The 16,570-nt window shown below is 59.8% G+C and carries 11 protein-coding genes; 6 read left to right on the forward strand and 5 right to left on the reverse strand.

From position 1 onward, the window contains the following. Nucleotides 1–116 precede the first annotated feature (116 nt). The 5 genes from ASG55_RS01590 to ASG55_RS01610 form a co-directional block, all read right to left on the reverse strand. Nucleotides 117–548 (reverse strand): hypothetical protein, encoded by a 432-nt coding sequence (locus tag ASG55_RS01590; RefSeq protein WP_056783137.1) that lies wholly within the window; start codon nt 546–548, stop codon nt 117–119. Then, a complete protein-coding gene (locus ASG55_RS27060; protein WP_082530250.1) occupies nt 545–5,320 on the reverse strand; it encodes an RHS repeat-associated core domain-containing protein in 4,776 nt (1,591 codons plus the stop codon). The genes ASG55_RS01590 and ASG55_RS27060 overlap by 4 nt, the downstream gene beginning before the upstream one ends. After that, complete coding sequence (locus ASG55_RS01600) at nt 5,320–6,057, reverse strand: DUF4123 domain-containing protein (RefSeq protein WP_056783139.1); 738 nt, start codon at nt 6,055–6,057, stop codon at nt 5,320–5,322. Before ASG55_RS01600 ends, ASG55_RS27060 begins: the two co-directional genes overlap by 1 nt. Then, nucleotides 6,047–8,089, reverse strand: a complete 2,043-nt coding sequence (gene tssI / locus ASG55_RS01605) for a type VI secretion system Vgr family protein (protein ID WP_056783140.1) — start codon at nt 8,087–8,089, stop codon at nt 6,047–6,049. Before tssI ends, ASG55_RS01600 begins: the two co-directional genes overlap by 11 nt. A gap of 134 nt (nt 8,090–8,223) precedes the next feature. Then, entirely contained in the window at nt 8,224–8,739 is a 516-nt protein-coding gene (locus ASG55_RS01610) for an Hcp family type VI secretion system effector (RefSeq protein WP_007949952.1), read from the reverse strand. A gap of 438 nt (nt 8,740–9,177) precedes the next feature. Here ASG55_RS01610 and ASG55_RS01620 point away from each other — a divergent pair, with 438 nt between their 5' ends. From ASG55_RS01620 to ASG55_RS01645, 6 genes are read left to right on the forward strand one after another with little or no spacing between them, the layout of a single operon-like run. After that, a complete protein-coding gene (locus ASG55_RS01620) occupies nt 9,178–10,800 on the forward strand; it encodes a methyl-accepting chemotaxis protein (RefSeq protein ID WP_056783144.1) in 1,623 nt (540 codons plus the stop codon). Then, on the forward strand, nt 10,800–11,336 hold the full coding sequence (locus ASG55_RS01625; protein ID WP_056783146.1) for a chemotaxis protein CheW: 537 nt from the start codon (nt 10,800–10,802) through the stop codon (nt 11,334–11,336). Before ASG55_RS01620 ends, ASG55_RS01625 begins: the two co-directional genes overlap by 1 nt. After that, nucleotides 11,333–12,607 (forward strand): CheR family methyltransferase, encoded by a 1,275-nt coding sequence (locus tag ASG55_RS01630; RefSeq protein ID WP_056783148.1) that lies wholly within the window; start codon nt 11,333–11,335, stop codon nt 12,605–12,607. Before ASG55_RS01625 ends, ASG55_RS01630 begins: the two co-directional genes overlap by 4 nt. Further along, the gene (locus ASG55_RS01635; RefSeq protein ID WP_056783150.1) at nt 12,604–13,287 is read left to right on the forward strand and encodes a chemotaxis protein CheW; all 684 of its coding nucleotides are present in this window, start codon (nt 12,604–12,606) and stop codon (nt 13,285–13,287) included. The genes ASG55_RS01630 and ASG55_RS01635 overlap by 4 nt, the downstream gene beginning before the upstream one ends. Further along, nucleotides 13,284–15,554 carry a hybrid sensor histidine kinase/response regulator gene (locus tag ASG55_RS01640; RefSeq protein ID WP_056783152.1) on the forward strand — a complete coding sequence of 757 codons (2,271 nt, stop codon included), beginning with the start codon at nt 13,284–13,286 and terminating at the stop codon, nt 15,552–15,554. The genes ASG55_RS01635 and ASG55_RS01640 overlap by 4 nt, the downstream gene beginning before the upstream one ends. Continuing rightward, entirely contained in the window at nt 15,551–16,561 is a 1,011-nt protein-coding gene (locus ASG55_RS01645) for a chemotaxis response regulator protein-glutamate methylesterase (RefSeq protein WP_056783154.1), read from the forward strand. The genes ASG55_RS01640 and ASG55_RS01645 overlap by 4 nt, the downstream gene beginning before the upstream one ends. The last annotated feature ends 9 nt before the right edge of the window (nt 16,562–16,570 follow it).

The following is a 16,570-nucleotide window of genomic DNA, read 5'->3' on the forward strand; positions in this document are numbered from 1 at the left end:
TAGGCTGTCTTAATTAATTGTTGGTTCTTTATTGGCGCCTTTTTGGTAAGTGGCGTTGGGCGTTTGTCGGTAATATTTTAAAAGTTCGCTTATACAAGATTTGGTGGGCTTAGCTATTATATTTCTGATGATTCTGCTTTCGCAAGTAAACTATATATTTCTGGTTCTATTTCACTTTTTGGTGTGGTATCTATTATCTGCTTTACATGGTGAGAGTACTTTTTTTCAATCGGTACTTCGGCCCAGTCGAGCTCGTAAATAGAAATAATTTTAACGTCTTTATATCCCGATTTTGAAAGTAGAGTCTTTAAAATTTCTATGGCTTTGGTGGTACGATTTTCTCCAAGTGAAACGGCGCATCTTTGTTGCCAAAATTCCGGCATTTTGAGTATTGCTTTTTTTAGGACTTCCCAGTCCTTATCACTGAAGTCTATGAGTACCGTTTTAGCAACTAGCTCGGTGCTGTATTCAGTCCATGGTGAATCTTCAGATTCACCTATCCATGAGCAGAGCTTTTTATATAGATTTTCTTCATTGCCAGTCGTCATGGTGTTGCTCCCGTAGGGTATGAAGAAGTGATGACATCGTTTTCTTTAATAACCTGCCATTGAACTCCGTCCACGATTTTGGTGTGTTCGGTCACTACCGCGCCTGGATCGTTCCGTAACACTCTGCCTGGCTCTGCTGCTACCTCATCAGTAACTCTCAAGATTTTCGCGTCACTCCAAGATTTCGGCGCAAATGTATGTCTATTTGGAGACTTTGCTGCAGACCAGCCGATGGTTCCATCCTTTCGCTCTAAAATCATTTTAAAATTTTTAACGCTGGTAGTTCCGTCCTTGTTAGTGCTGACAATATCGTACTGATATTTTGGAGAGTTCATAACCTGCGCCGAATGACCGCCTACTGGTTTGTTATGGCCGGGGCTCCGTGTGCCATACAGTATTTTGTTCTGCATTGCCTTGGGGATCGGTCCGGTATATGGCGCTTCGGGGCTGCCGTCATCAACTTTCGATTTTTTTTCTTCTTGGTCAGTTCGGTTACCTGATGAATCTTTATCTCCGGCTCCGGGACATGTATTCAATCCTAGAGGATCCACCCACCCCGTAGGGTTAGGCACGTATTGGTAGCTATTCAAACCACCCGCAAGCTTGATCGGATCAGGCGTCAAGAACCGTCCAGTTCCCGGATTGTAGTAGCGGTGGCGGTTGTAATGTAACCCTGTCTCGACGTCGAAGTACTGACCCTGAAAACGCAGCGGGTTATCGATTTCGCTGATATCCAGCGCTGCGAGATTGCCGTAGGCGCGGTACTTCGCCGACCACATGATTTCGCCGCTGTAGTCGGTCAGTTCTTGAGGGGTGCCGAGGTGGTCGAGTTGGTAATAGAACGGGGCCGCTTTTAGCGGGCCTTCGCCGTCGAGCATTGCCAACGGGCGGAAGGTGCCCGGTTCGTAGATGTAACTGCGGTAGCGGTTCTCGGCGCTTTCAGCGATGAGGCGTTCGCCTTGCCACAGAAACTCGGTGGTGTGACCGTCGACTGACTTTTCAATGCGGCGGCCAAAGGCGTCGTATTTGTAGGTTGCAGTGCTGCCACCCGGCAGGCTGACGCCGATCAGGCGGTGCTGGCAGTCGTAGCGGTATTCGGTGACAAGTTTTTGGCCTGTTCCTCGACTCTCGCGGACTAGGTTGCCATAGGCGTCGTAATCGTAGTGGCGGTCGCCTTGCATGAGCAGGCGATTGCCTTTAACGTTGGCGAGATTCGCAACGGGCAGGTCATTTTGTCCGAGCAGGTTGCCCGCCGGGTCGTGGGCGAAGCTCTCTGGCATGGCGCCGCGCACGCTGATCAGGCGATCCAGCGGGTCGTAGTGATAGCTGCGGTTGCCTTTGCGGCTGTCGTCGATTCCGGCGAGGTTGCCGTTGGCGTCGTAGTTGTAGCGACGCTGGAACAGGTGCTTGTCCCGTTGGCTAACGCTGTGCGCTTGCAGACGTCCCTGTTCATCGTATTGGTATTGGCTAAGCAGCAGACCTTGTTGGCGCTGTTGCTCTCGACCAGCGTTGAACTGATGAGAGGTCAGGCGAGAACCGTTGAGGTCGATGCTGGTGAGTTGCCCGCCAGGCTGGTGGCGGTAATCGAGTTTGCTGCCATCGGGCAAGCGGCAGTGCTTGAGCTGGCCGACGCTATCGTATTCGTAGCGCAGAGTGCCCCAGCCTTGGTGCTCCTCGATGAGTCGGTCTTGCAGGTCGTATTTGTAGGCGAGCGGCCAGTGGCCGTCGTCAACGTTAACGAGGCGGCCAAGCGCGTCGTAGCTGTAGTGAATCTCTTCGCCGTCGGGCAGCGTTTTTACAAGCAACCGGCCTGCGGCATCACGCTGATATTCGGTGACCAGTTCGCTGCCGTCGTCGCCGAACTCGGTTTTCTTCAGCAGTTGGCCGTTGAGGTCGTACTCGTAGCCAGTCCGACGACCATCGAAGCCGGTTTCCTGTTGAATCAGGCCGTTGGCGTAGTAATCAAGGTGATAGTGCTCGCCGCGCTCGTTTTCAATTTCAGTGAGCAACAGACGCGAGTTGTCGTAGCGGTAGCGCAGTTGGCTGCCGTCGGGATTGATTCGGCGGCTGACGAGGTGAAGATTGTCGGCATATTCATAGCGGGTGATACGGCCAAGTTCGTCACGTTCAGCAGTGACATTGCCGTAGGCGTTGTAGCTGAATGCGCGAGTGGCGCCGCCGGGCAGCGTAACTTGGGCAAGGCGATTGGCAGCATCCCATTGGTAATGAGTGATCGCGCCGGACTCTTCCTGGCGAGTGATCTGCCTGCCTAGTGCATCGTAACGGTACTTGCGCTGACCGCCGTCGGGAAGACGTTCTTCAAGCAGTTGACCGAGATTGTTCCAACCGAGTTGATGACGGCTGCCGTCCGGGTGACGGATTTCCAACAGACGACCCTGCGGGTCATAGCTGTAATGGCTGGCATTGCCGTCCGGGTCAATCTGCGCAGTGACATCACCTTGTCGGTTGCGTTGATACTTCCAACTGGCTTTGCCGCGACGAACGTCGCTGACGAAACCATTGATGTACTCGTAAGTGGTGGCTTCGTCTTCCGGCGGGATGACCGCGGTCATCAATCCGTTATCGTCATAGCGATATTCGGTAACGGCGCCCAGCGGATCCTTTTCGGCGATCAATTGGCCTTTGTCGTTGTAGGCCTTGAGATGCTCGGCACCATCCGGATCGATCTTGCTGATCAATCGGGCCTGATCGTCGTGGGTATAGACCTCTTCGCTGCCATCGGCGTTGGTTACGGTGACGCTGCCTTTGTCATCCCAGACGTACTGCGCTTCCATCTGCGAAAAGTTGGCCCAGTGACGAGTGCAGCGAGACAGTTTGCCTTCGTTTTCCCATTCCCAATAGAACGCTGCGCCGCCTGCCAATTGCCGCTCGAGAATGACGTGTTGCTCGTTGTAGCGATAACGCTCGGCTTCGCCCGCCGCGTTTTTCGCCTCGATCAGGCGATGTTGCGCGTCGTAGCTATAGGTGACCAACGTCTGCACGGTATTCCAGACGTCTTCCAGATTATCGGCGGGCAGAAACTGCTGATAATCGACGGCGATGATGTGCTTGCGGTCGTAGCGCAGAAGCAGGGCGCGGCCGGCACCGTTGTCGAGACGTTTGATGCGCCCATGGATGTCGCGAGTAACGTGCAAGCGGTTGCCATAGCTATCGCTGATGGCGATCAGGGTCGCGCCTTTGCTGTCGAAGCGGAAGTGATAGAACGATGGTCGCTTGCCAGCCTGCGCGAGAATCAGCTCGGATGGATCGTCACCTAGAAAAATGGCCGCGTGCGATAGGCTGTTGGTGATGGCGGGACGCTGCTCGCTCGGAAGTGGGAAAACGGTGGAGCGGTTTTCCTGATCGGTCCAGATGACTTCATCGCCATTGATCTCGATGCGGTGGGCGAGCGCGTGGCTCCAGCCATAGCCGAGACCGCAGTCGATTTCCACAGCGCTGGTGCGATAGAGACGGGTCCATTCGAATGGCAGCAGGCCGTCGAGTTGGCCGTCAGTTAACGTCAATAACTCTTCGCCAGTGACCATCGAAACAGGGCACCCGTTAGTGCAAGTCTTTGCAGCAGGTTCTGCGCTCTTTTCGGCGGGATTCGTCGCCTGGTTCGATACGTCATCAGCGACTTTACCGTCAGCAAGTCTGGCGTTTTTCTTGCCATCAAAACGCAACTCGGAAATCCCGTTTCTGACCTTTGCCGTTACCCCTCGGGCCGCCACAGCGGTGTACTTGGCGACATACTCCATAAAACCGTTGATGATCTTGAACACCGACTTCACGAAGCCGATCACAGCCTTGATGACAAGCTCTCCGTACTTCTTCAGTCGGGCCGCAAGGTAGATTATGCCGGTACCTTCGGCCGCGATGGTCAATACCACGCCGATCACGATGTCGATCGCAATGCCTACGACAATGGCCGTGGTCATCTTCGCTACGTCGCCCGCCATCTTCATCGGCGGCAAGCCCGCGAGCCAGATCACCGCACTGCGCACCAGCAAAAACAAAGCCGCCTCGTCGCTGGCCAGCAACATGGCCTTTTTCATGATGTCCGGCGAGCTCTTGGCGACTCTGATCAGCTCGTCTGCGCCAGCGCCGAGATCCTTGGCGAATTTCTTCGGATCCTGGAGGATATCGAGCACAAGGCTGATGCCGTCCCACACACCCTTGATGGCCTCCCAGCCACCTTCAAGAATGCCGTTGCCGATGGCCATGGCTGTGCCGGAGGTCGAAAGATTCGACCATTGCGGTTTGAAGCCGGCCCATTCCTTGCGCAGGAAACCTTCAAGGTCCGCAGTCACGCCGCTGTAAGAACTGAAGAGGGCGTCGATCTGGGCCGGGGTCACTTCGTTATGGACGCGAATCGTGTAGAACTTGCCGGGCACACCGCCGGTCCATGCGGCTTTGCCTTGGGCGTCGAGTTTGACCTTGCTGACAGCACCACCGTCCACGGCCACGATTTCGACTTCGATATCGCCGACGGGAATGTCGTAAACCGATTCGAATTTGCTCTCGATCAGCAACGGACCCTTGAGCGGACATTGAGCCACGTTCGAGGTGAAGTTACCGTCGGTCATGCTCACCGTTTTACTGGTGTTGCCCGCCTTGATGACACGCTCCATGCCCAATAAGGACGGCATGTCCGCGGCACGGCTACCCTTGTCGAGAGCCTGTGCGTACCAAGTTTTTGTTTGTTCTTGATACAGCTTCAGACTGTCCTTGAAGGTGTTCAGTTGGTTGTCAACAAAGGCAACGCGATCCATCAGCCTTGCTCCAGAATCAGGTGGTTTATCAATGCTTCTTTAAGATTTTGCGGCGCATCCGGGCGGCGCACGAAGCGGGTGATTTTCAGCTTCAGATTGTTCTCGGGCCATGCGGTGTAGAGGTCCGGGCGGTCTTCTTCCAGCCATTGCATCAGGTTGCTGACCAGCGTCGCCGGATTGTCCTTGCTCAACCCTTCCAACAACCCCTTCGGCACCTCCCACCACGGCCAGTCCTTGACCTTCGGCACCACCCGAGTGCCGACTTCCAGCGCCTGCCCATTGATCAGATACCGCTCAAACACCGGCAGCACTTCTCCAGCCTTCTCCCCAAGCCCCCGCAGAATCGGATAAATATGCCGGCCATCCCAAAACCGGAAAAACACCTCGGTGCCATCCGGCATTTTCACCTGCGTCAGGCTGCGCAGATGTTCGAACACTTCGTTTGGCTCTGAGCGCGATACGGCCAGCCAGCCCCAGTCGAGGGCGTCGGTTTCGGCGATCCATGGCAGGAAGGCGGAGTTGGCTTTGAGTTCGGTGAGGTAGGGCATCACCGGTTGCCAGGTGGAGTAGGGCGTGCCGCCCCAGATCGGGATGAGCTGGGCGGTGGGTTCGGTGAGGTACAGGGTTTTCAGGGCGTCGGCATCGCTGGCCGCGCTGACGACCAGATACAAGCGCTCGCCGCTTTGCAGCGGCTGTTGCGCCAGCCAGTCTTTGGGGGTGATTCGTTCAGATGGCACAGGCACCTGCCTTGCATTTTTCGCATTCTTCACAGAACGGCGCGTTACGTTTTAGGGTGTTGATCTGCGCCGGGGTCAGGACTTGGCCAGCCTTGTCGGCATCCGCCTGTTTCAGCACGCCGGGCATCAATGGCGCGGCGCCCGTTCCAACGCCGGGGCTGCCGCCGGAGTTCATGTTGATCACTGGCCCGCTCATGGTCACGCCGCCAGCATCGATCTTGATGAAGCTGCCGCCACCCACCAAGGTCAGCTCCGCACCAGCCTCCATCACTACCTTCATGCCACTGCTAAGGTGGATTTCCTGGCCGGCGTCGATGAACTGACCGGTGCCGATCTTGATGTGCTGGTTCACGCCGACGGTAAGGTGGTCGTTGGCGCGGGTTTCGACTTTGCGGTCGGCGTAGACGGTGTGGTGTTCTTCGGCTTTGAGCTCGGTGTAGCTGTTCTTTTCGACGGTGTCGTGTCGTTCGTTGCCGACGCGGATTTTCTGGTCGTGCTCGATGTTTTCGTCCCAGTCGCGCTGGGCGTGCAGGTAGATCTGCTCCTGACCTTTTTTGTCTTCGATGCGCAGTTCGTTGTAGCCGCCACCGCCCATGGAGCTCAGGGTCTTGAAGGTGCTGCGGGTCTTGTTCGCCGGCAGTGGATAGGGGACGGTGTTTTCCTTGTGGTACAGGCAGCCGCTGATCAGCGGTTGATCGGGGTCGCCTTCAAGGAAGGTCACCAGCACTTCCATGCCGATGCGCGGGATGGCGATGCCGCCGTACTGGGCGCCGGCCCAGGCGCTGGAGACGCGCAGCCAGCAGCTGGTCTTGTCGTCGGCCTGACCTTCGCGGTCCCAGTGAAACTGGACTTTGACGCGGCCGTACTCGTCGCAGTGGATTTCTTCACCTTTCGGGCCAGTGACCACGGCGCTCTGGCTGCCGAGGATGCGTGGTTTCGGATGGCGTAGCGGCGGGCGGTTGGGCACGTCCCACGGCGTAGCCTGGAAGCGGTTGCGGTAGCCCTGGTGGAAATCGTCTTTCAGCGCCGTGGTGTCGCTGGTCACCGACTCTTCGAGCACCTGCGGCTGCTTGCCTTCATGCAGCACTTCGGTGAGCAGCCACAGGTCGTTCCACTTGGCTTTCGGGTGTTCGGTCAGGGCGAGAAAGTGGCCGCTGACCAGCAGTGGCTGATCACTCTTGCCTTCGGCCAATTGGAAGTCGCTGCGATGACGTTCGAGGGCGCGTTTGGCCAAATGTTTGCCGCGCTCGCGGTCGATGAAGCGGCCCGGGTAATCGTAGTCTTCGAGGTCGGGCAGGGCGTCGCCACGGTTTTCGCTTTCCAGGGTCAGGCGCGGTTTTTCGAAATCGTAATCGCGGCGCGTGGTGCGGCTGGTGCGGGTTTCCAGGCGCAGGTCGAAACGCTTGATCACCGGGTTGCTGGCGACCATGCCGGAGTCTTGCTGATAGGGCACCGGCTTGAGCTTCGGGAACACCGTCTGGTCGTCGCCGAACACCAACTTGTGCGCGTTGGCGCTGTGCTGGAAGTGGAAGTGAATGCCTTCCTCTTCGCACAGGCGCTGGATGAAGTGCAGGTCCGACTCGTCGTATTGCACGCAGTAGATGCGTTCGGGATAGATCGAGCCGGTCTTGAATTCGTAGGCGTTGCCTTGAATGCCGTGCTCTTCCAGCACCTGACCGATGATCTTCGGCACGCTGAGGTTCTGGAAGATGCGCTGGTTGATGCGGTGCGCGAGGTAAGCCAGTTGTGGGCGCAGCGTCACCGAATAACGGGTCAGGCGTTTGCCCGAGTCACCTTGCGCGGCGCGGTAGATCTGGCCATGGATGCCGCTGCCGTCAGGCGACAGCTGCAGGAAGGCCGGTTTGTGCAGCAGGGTTTCGAGGTCCAGCGACGGCTGCTCACTGACCAGCTCCACCTCAAAGACAAAAGGCTGGCTGATGGCTTCCCGGCCGGTGAGGGTAAACACCTGAAAGTCGGCGGAAAGCCCTTCGATGGTCAGGGCAAAGTGGGTTTCATTGGCCGGCGCGAACATCCCTTGTTCCTCGTGCTGTACAGCGGCGCTCGTCGACGGCCGCAAAAAAGCGGCTCAACGTACGCGAAATTCTGGAGGGGCGTAAACAACATCGACCAGCAGAGCTGGCCGATGCGTGTAACGGTCAGCCGTAATTAAACGACTGGAGCACGCCAGTCATCGGAACCCGAAGTACCGGATACTTCGTGGGTCCAGGTGATTTTGCGGTAGGTGAACTGCACTTCTTCCAGGTGGGTGAAGTGCGCGTTGCCTGGATCCTGGCAGTTGTGCATTTTGTTGTTGATGGCGACGATGATCGCGTCTTCCAGTTTGGTGGTGTAGTAGTGCTCTTGGGTGCCTTGAGCCGAAGTGCGGTACCACTGGATAACGATTTCGCTCATGCGCTCGCCGGAAGTCAGAGCTGCTTGAAGCAGTGGCGAAGCCTTGTCGTAGACCTTGGTGATCACAACTGGCTTGTGTACGCGCTGACCGGTTGGCTGACCGGATTGCGGGTCACGCGGGATGATCACGTCGTGGGTGAAAGCCTGAACCATGACCTGGTCTTCGTGGCCTTCCTGGTAGGTGTTGCCAACGGAGTCGGCGGTGAAAGCGCCGGCAGTGATCAGGCCTTGTTTTTCGCCGGTAACCGACATGTACGCTGGTGTTGCCATGGGGTGCTCTCCTTGCGGATAAAGTTAGGGTGCCCGGAGGCGAAATCGCCCGGTGGGTGGCTGAGAGTTATCAAGGAGCGTGCCAGGTTTTGCGCGGTGCCCGGATGGCGGGGGCGGCACGGTAGTCGGTGATCATTCGGGGCGATTTTCAGCGGGAAAGTCGGGAGAAAGTGCGCAAGAAGTTGCGCAGTACTGCGCAACTTCTTGCGCACTTGGCTGCAGGGCTTGCGCCGCTTGGGCTGCAGGGGATTCAGGCCCTGAAATATTACGGGCAACTGCGCAACTTCTTGCGCAGTTGGGGATTTGCCGGGACCGCGATGTAGCCTTCGCGAGCAGGCTCGCTTCCTCAAGGACAGTACTGCCAGCGAAAGCGTCTTATAAATGAAACACCGCCCTCGGCTATACTCCCCGCATTTCGATCAGGCACGAGGATTCACTGTGAAGAATTGGACGTTGCGCCAACGCATTTTGGCGAGCTTTGCGGTGATTATCGCCATCATGCTGTTGATGGTGGTGCTGTCCTACTCGCGGTTGTTGAAAATCGAGGCCAGTGAAAACAGCGTGCGCGACGATGCCATCCCCGGCGTCTATTACAGCTCGATGATTCGTGGTGCATGGGTCGACAGTTATTTGCAGACGCAAGAGCTGCTCGGCCTCAAGGAAGGCCAGGGCGTTTCCAGCGAAGACGCTGCCGACTACAAGGCATTCGAGGCGCGTCTGCAAGAGCAGATGGCCAACTATCGCAAGACCATGGCCACCGATGAAGACCGTTCCGAATTCGCCCTGTTCGAGAAGTACCACGATACCTACATGCAGATTCAGGATGCCGTGCTGGACCTGCACAAGCGCAATCTGGAAGCCGATGCCATCAAGCTGTTCAACGAGAAACTGACCCCGGCGTGGTACACCGGGCGGATGAAGCTCAACGACATCATTGGCGAGAACAAAGTCGTCGCTGATACCGCCATGGCCAATATCGACGACGCGGTGGCAACGGCCAAAGTCAGCATGGTCATTTCCCTGCTGGTTGCGGTGCTGGCCGCCGGCCTCTGCGGTCTGCTGCTGATGCGCGCGATCATGGCGCCGATGAACCGCATCGTGACCATCCTCGACATCATGCGCACCGGCGATCTGAGTTCGCGCCTGAACCTTGATCGCAAGGACGAGTTCGGCGCGGTCGAAACCGGCTTCAACGACATGATGACCGAGCTGACGTCGCTGGTATCCCAGGCCCAGCGCTCCTCGGTGCAGGTGACCACCTCGGTCACCGAGATCGCCGCCACTTCCAAGCAGCAACAGGCCACCGCCACCGAAACCGCAGCGACCACCACCGAAATCGGCGCAACCTCCCGTGAGATCGCCGCGACTTCGCGGGATCTGGTGCGCACCATGACTGAAGTGTCCACCGCTGCCGATCAGGCCTCGGTGCTCGCCGGCTCCGGCCAGCAAGGCCTGGCGCGCATGGAAGACACCATGCACTCGGTCATGGGCGCAGCGGATCTGGTCAACGCCAAACTGGCGATCCTCAACGAGAAGGCCGGCAACATCAATCAGGTGGTGGTGACCATCGTCAAAGTGGCTGACCAGACCAACCTGCTGTCGCTCAACGCGGCGATCGAAGCCGAGAAGGCCGGCGAGTACGGTCGCGGTTTTGCCGTAGTCGCCACCGAAGTCCGGCGTTTGGCCGATCAGACCGCCGTGGCCACGTACGACATCGAACAGATGGTTCGCGAGATCCAGTCGGCGGTGTCGGCCGGGGTGATGGGCATGGACAAGTTTTCCGAAGAAGTGCGCCGCGGCATGTCGGAAGTGCAGCAGGTCGGCGAGCAGCTGTCGCAGATCATCCATCAGGTGCAGGCGCTGGCGCCGCGCGTGCTGATGGTCAACGAAGGGATGCAGGCCCAGGCCACTGGCGCCGAGCAGATCAACCATGCGCTGGTGCAGTTGGGCGATGCCAGCAGCCAGACCGTCGAGTCGCTGCGTCAGGCCAGTTTCGCTATCGACGAACTGAGCCAGGTGGCCGTCGGCCTGCGCAGCGGCGTTTCGCGATTCAAAGTCTGATGAGCGAAATCATCGCCAAACGTGGCGCCGCGCCAGTGGCGAAGCAGGCGCTGTTTCTGCTGTTTCGCATCGGCAACGAGCGCTATGCCCTGCGCGCCACGGAAGTGGCCGAAGTGCTGCCGCGCCTGCCGTTGAAGCCGATTGCCCGGGCGCCGCACTGGGTGGCTGGGGTGTTCGCCTATCGCGGGGCGGTGGTGCCGGTGATCGACCTCAGTGCGCTGACTTTTGGCCAGCCCGCCGAGGCGCGCACCAGCACGCGGCTGGTGCTGGTCAATTATCAGCCGGATCAATCGCAATCAGCACAATGGCTCGGGCTGATTCTCGAGCAGGCCACCGACACGCTGCGCTGTCATCCGCAAGATTTCCAGCCCTACGGCCTCGACAACCGCGAGGCGCCGTACCTCGGCCCGGTGCGCGAAGATGCGCAGGGATTGCTGCAATGGGTGCGGGTCGATGACTTGCTCGATGATGCCGTGCGCGGTTTGCTGTTCCCCGATCCGCCGCGTGATCCGGCGCAGCTTGAGGCGCAGCCATGAGCAGTGAGCAGCGCTTTTTCGATTTCCTCAAGGAACGCATCGGCCTCGATGTCGCTTCGGTGGGCGCGGCGATCATCGAGCGTGCCGTACGCCAGCGCACGACCCTGTCCCAGGCTGCCCACGCCGACGAATACTGGCAGCTGTTGCAAGGCTCGCGGGACGAGCAGCAGGCGCTGATCGAAGCGGTGATCGTTCCGGAAACGTGGTTTTTCCGTTACCCGGAATCCTTCGCCACCTTGGGCAAACTGGCCCGTCAGCGTCTCGCCGAGCTGAACAACATGCGCGCATTGCGCATCCTCAGCCTGCCGTGCTCGACCGGTGAAGAACCCTATTCGATCGCTATGGCCTTGCTCGATGCCGGGCTCAAACCGCATCAATTCAAGGTCGACGGCATGGACATCAGCCCGCTCTCGGTGGAAAAGGCGCGGCGTGCGGTGTATGGCAAGAACTCCTTTCGCGGTCAGGATCTGGAATACCGCGAGCGACATTTTTTTGCCGAGCAGGACGGCCACCGGGTCAACGAATACGTTCGCGAACAAGTGCGCTGGCAGGTCGGCAATGTCCTCGATCCGACGCTGTTGGCGAGCGAGCCAGCCTTCGATTTCGTGTTCTGCCGCAACCTGCTGATCTATTTCGACCAGCCGACGCAAAAGCAGGTGTTCGAAGTGCTCAAGCGCCTGACCCACGTCGACGGCGTGCTGTTTATCGGCCCGGCGGAGGGCAGTCTGCTCGGGCGTTTGGGCATGCGTTCGATCGGCATCCCGCAATCCTTCGCTTTCAGCCGCCATAGCGAGCCGCACCCCGAACCGCTGCCGATGCCCAAACCGGTCGCCGTGCCGGTCAGCCAACCACTGCGCAGCGCGCCGCCGCCAGCGCCAGTGCGCAATCGGCCGTTCGCTGCCGTGACGGCTTTGCCGGTGACGAAAAAAACTGCCGACCCGGACGCCGCAACACTGCTGGCGCAGATTGCTGCACTGGCCAACGAAGGCAAAAGCGCCGAGGCCCGCGCCGCGTGCGAACACTATCTGCGCAGCCATGAACCCGTGGCGCAGGTGTTCTATTGGCTGGGCCTGCTCAGCGATGTCGCCGGGCTGAGCCTCGAAGCCCAGGGGTATTACCGCAAAGCGTTGTACCTCGAACCGCAACACCCCGAAGCGCTGATGCACCTGGCCGTATTGCTGCAGGCTCAGGGCGATACGGCGGGTGCCCGACGATTGCAGGAGCGCGCCGCCCGCAGCGGGCGCACCGCCGACAGTGAGCGTAAACGATGAGCGCGTCCGACACCTTGAACGTTACCCACGAAGACGCCCGCGCCATCGACGATTGCTGGAACCGCATCGGCATTCATGGCGACAAGTCCTGCCCGTTGCTGGAAGAGCATATTCATTGCCGCAACTGCTCGGTGTATTCCGCCGCCGCCACATGCCTGCTCGACCGTTATTCGTTGCAGCAGGACCAGCGCGAAGCGGTGGTCAGCAAGGTCGAAACCGACGTCAAGACCCGCTCGCTGCTGATGTTCCGCCTCGGCGAGGAATGGCTCGGACTGGCGACGCGCAGCCTCGTCGAAGTCGCGCCGTTGCAGGCGATTCACTCGCTGCCGCACCAGCGCTCGCGGGCCTTGCTCGGCGTGGCCAATGTCCGTGGCGCACTGGTCGCGTGCCTGTCTCTGGTGGAACTGCTCGACCTCGGCGCCAGCGTTGCGCCGGTCAGCGGCGGGCGAATCATGCCGCGCATGCTGATCATCGCCGCGCACGGCGGGCCGGTGGTGGTGCCGGTGGATGAAGTGGACGGCATTCATGCCATCGACGAGCGCATCCTCGACGCCGCGTCGCAGTCCGGTGCGCAGAACAGTGCCAAGTACACCCGTGGCGTTCTGCAATATCGCGGTCGCAGCCTGCGCTGGCTGGATGAAGAACAGCTGTTGTCCGCCGTGACCCGGAGCCTGACATGACCCCCGAGCAAATGCGCGACGCCTCTCTGCTCGAGCTGTTCAGTCTCGAAGCCGAAGCCCAGACCCAAGTGCTCAGCGCCGGGCTGTTGGCGCTGGAGCGCAATCCGACCCAGGCCGATCAGCTGGAGTCGTGCATGCGTGCGGCGCACTCGCTCAAAGGTGCGGCGCGCATTGTTGGCATCGACAGCGGCGTCAGCGTCGCCCACGTCATGGAGGATTGCCTGGTCAGCGCGCAGGAAGGGCGTTTGTTGCTGCGTCCCGAACACATCGACGCGTTGTTGCAGGGCACCGACCTGCTGATGCGCATCGCCACGCCGGCCAATGCGCCGCAACCCACGGACATTGAAGCCTACGTGACGCTGATGGGGCGTCTGCTCGATCTTTCGGCGCCAGCCGCTGTGGTTGCCACGCCACCGATGGCCGAGTTGCAGATCGAGCCAGTGCCGATAGTGTCGGCGCCGATTGTCGACGAGCCCGCCGAACCGACCCCGCGCAAAAACAAACGCACCACCGAAGGCGGCGAGCGCGTTTTGCGCGTCACTGCCGAACGCCTGAACAGCCTGCTCGATCTGTCGAGCAAATCGCTGGTGGAAACCCAGCGTCTCAAGCCGCATCTGGCGACCATGCAGCGCCTCAAGCGCATGCAGAACAATGGCCTGCGCGCACTGGAAAATCTCAATGTGCACCTGAAGGACCACGCACTGAGCCTGGAAGCGCTCGAGTCACTGGAAGATGCGCGACGTTTGCTCGCCGAGTCGCAGCAATTGCTCAGCGAGAAGAACGCCGAACTCGACGAGTTCGCCTGGCAGGCCAGCCAGCGTGCACAAGTGCTCTATGACACCGCGCTGGCCTGTCGTATGCGCCCGTTCGCCGACGTGCTCAGCGGGCAGGCGCGCATGGTTCGCGATCTCGGACGCAGTCTTGGCAAACAAGTGCGCCTGGAGATCGAAGGCGAGAAAACCCAGGTCGATCGCGACGTGCTGGAAAAGCTCGAAGCGCCGCTGACTCACTTGCTGCGCAACGCTGTCGATCACGGCATCGAATCCCCGGAACAACGCCTGCTCAAGGGCAAGCCGGAAGAGGGCCTGATTCGCCTGCGCGCCTCCCACCAAGCGGGTTTGCTGGTGCTGGAACTCAGCGATGACGGCGGTGGCGTCGATCTGGAGAAAGTCCGCCGCAGCATCGTCGAACGGCAGTTATCCCCAGCCGAAACCGCAGCGCAGTTGAGCGAAGAGGAACTGCTCACGTTCCTGTTTCTGCCGGGCTTCAGCCTGCGCGACAAGGTCACCGAGGTGTCCGGGCGTGGCGTCGGCCTCGACGCTGTTCAGCATATGGTCCGCCAGTTGCGCGGGGCCGTGGTGCTGGAGCAGACGGCGGGCGAGGGCAGCCGTTTCCATCTGGAGGTGCCGTTGACGCTTTCGGTGGTGCGCAGCCTCGTGGTGGAAGTCGGCGAAGAGGCTTACGCATTCCCCTTGGCGCACATCGAACGCATGTGCGATCTGGCCCCCGAAGACATCGTGCAGGTCGAAGGACGCCAGCATTTCTGGCACGAAGGCCAGCATGTCGGGCTGGTTGCGGCCAGCCAGTTGCTCAATCGCCCGGCCAGTCAGAACGATGGCGCTACCCTGAAAGTCGTGGTGATCCGCGAGCGCGAGGCGATTTATGGGGTGGCTGTCGAGCGCTTCGTGGGTGAGCGCACGCTGGTGGTGTTGCCGCTGGACGAGCGTCTGGGCAAGGTTCAGGATATTTCCGCCGGGGCCTTGCTCGATGATGGTTCGGTGGTGCTGATCGTCGATGTCGAAGACATGCTGCGTTCGGTGGACAAGCTGCTCAATACCGGGCGCCTGGAGCGCATTGCCCGCCACGGCAATCAAACTGCCGAAGCGGCGCGCAAACGGGTGCTGGTGGTCGACGATTCGCTGACCGTGCGCGAGCTGCAACGCAAACTGCTGCTCAATCGCGGCTATGACGTCGCGGTGGCGGTGGACGGCATGGATGGCTGGAATGCGCTGCGTTCGGAGAACTTCGATCTGCTGATCACCGACATCGACATGCCGCGCATGGACGGCATCGAGCTGGTCACGCTGCTGCGCCGCGACAACCGTTTGCAATCGTTGCCGGTGATGGTCGTGTCGTACAAGGATCGCGAAGAAGACCGCCGCCGTGGACTGGACGCCGGCGCCGACTATTATCTGGCCAAAGCCAGTTTTCATGACGACGCCCTGCTCGATGCAGTGGTCGAGCTCATCGGGGGAGCGCGGGCATGAGGATCGCAATCGTCAATGACATGCCCCTGGCGGTGGAGGCCCTGCGCCGAGCGCTGGCGTTCGAGCCGGCGCATCAGGTGATCTGGGTCGCCAGCAACGGCGCCGAGGCGGTGCAACGCTGCGCCGAACAAACGCCGGACCTGATTTTGATGGACTTGATCATGCCGATCATGGACGGCGTCGAAGCCACGCGGCGGATCATGGCCGAGACCCCATGCGCGATCGTCATCGTCACCGTCGACCGCCAGCAGAACGTGCACCGCGTGTTCGAGGCCATGGGCCACGGCGCGCTGGACGTGGTCGACACGCCGGCGATCGGCGCCGGCAATGCCCAGGAAGCGGCGGCGCCGTTGTTGCGCAAGATCCTCAACATCGGCTGGCTGATCGGCGACAAGGCGCCACGTTCGCGCCCGGCGCCGAGTTCACCGCGCAGTTCGCCGTCACGTCAGCGGCTGGTGGCGATCGGTTCGTCTGCGGGTGGGCCGGCGGCGCTGGAAGTGTTGCTCAAAGGCCTGCCGAAGGATTTTTCCGCCGCGATCGTGCTGGTGCAGCATGTCGATCAGGTGTTCGCCGCCGGCATGGCCGAATGGCTGGCCAGCGCCAGCGGCCTCGATGTGCGTCTGGCCCGTGAAGGCGAGCCGCCGCAAAGTGGTGCGGTGCTGCTGGCCGGGACCAATCACCATATTCGCCTGTTGAAAGACGGCACGCTGGCCTACACCGCCGAACCGGTCAACGAGATCTATCGCCCCTCGATCGACGTGTTTTTCGAGAGCGTCGCCAGTTACTGGAACGGTGACGCGGTCGGGGTTTTATTGACCGGGATGGGGCGCGATGGCGCGCAAGGGCTTAAGCTCATGCGCCAGCAGGGTTATTTGACCGTTGCGCAGGATCAGCACAGCAGTGCGGTGTACGGCATGCCCAAGGCTGCCGCGGCAATCGATGCCGCGGTGGAAATCCGCCCGCTGGAAAAGATAGCGCCACGATTGCTGGAGATTTTCCCCAAATGAACAGGTTGA

The organism is Pseudomonas sp. Leaf434 (assembly GCF_001425545.1).
In the GTDB taxonomy this organism is placed as follows: domain Bacteria; phylum Pseudomonadota; class Gammaproteobacteria; order Pseudomonadales; family Pseudomonadaceae; genus Aquipseudomonas; species Aquipseudomonas siliginis.

Excerpts from the sequence above, each read along its gene's own strand:
- ASG55_RS01590 (WP_056783137.1), bottom strand. The coding sequence starts at position 548 with ATGACGACTGGCAATGAAGAAAATCTATATAAAAAGCTCTGCTCATGG.
- ASG55_RS27060 (WP_082530250.1), bottom strand. The coding sequence starts at position 5,320 with ATGGATCGCGTTGCCTTTGTTGACAACCAACTGAACACCTTCAAGGAC.
- tssI (WP_056783140.1), bottom strand. The coding sequence starts at position 8,089 with ATGTTCGCGCCGGCCAATGAAACCCACTTTGCCCTGACCATCGAAGGG.
- ASG55_RS01610 (WP_007949952.1), bottom strand. The coding sequence starts at position 8,739 with ATGGCAACACCAGCGTACATGTCGGTTACCGGCGAAAAACAAGGCCTG.
- ASG55_RS01625 (WP_056783146.1), top strand. The coding sequence starts at position 10,800 with ATGAGCGAAATCATCGCCAAACGTGGCGCCGCGCCAGTGGCGAAGCAG.
- ASG55_RS01630 (WP_056783148.1), top strand. The coding sequence starts at position 11,333 with ATGAGCAGTGAGCAGCGCTTTTTCGATTTCCTCAAGGAACGCATCGGC.
- ASG55_RS01635 (WP_056783150.1), top strand. The coding sequence starts at position 12,604 with ATGAGCGCGTCCGACACCTTGAACGTTACCCACGAAGACGCCCGCGCC.
- ASG55_RS01640 (WP_056783152.1), top strand. The coding sequence starts at position 13,284 with ATGACCCCCGAGCAAATGCGCGACGCCTCTCTGCTCGAGCTGTTCAGT.
- ASG55_RS01645 (WP_056783154.1), top strand. The coding sequence starts at position 15,551 with ATGAGGATCGCAATCGTCAATGACATGCCCCTGGCGGTGGAGGCCCTG.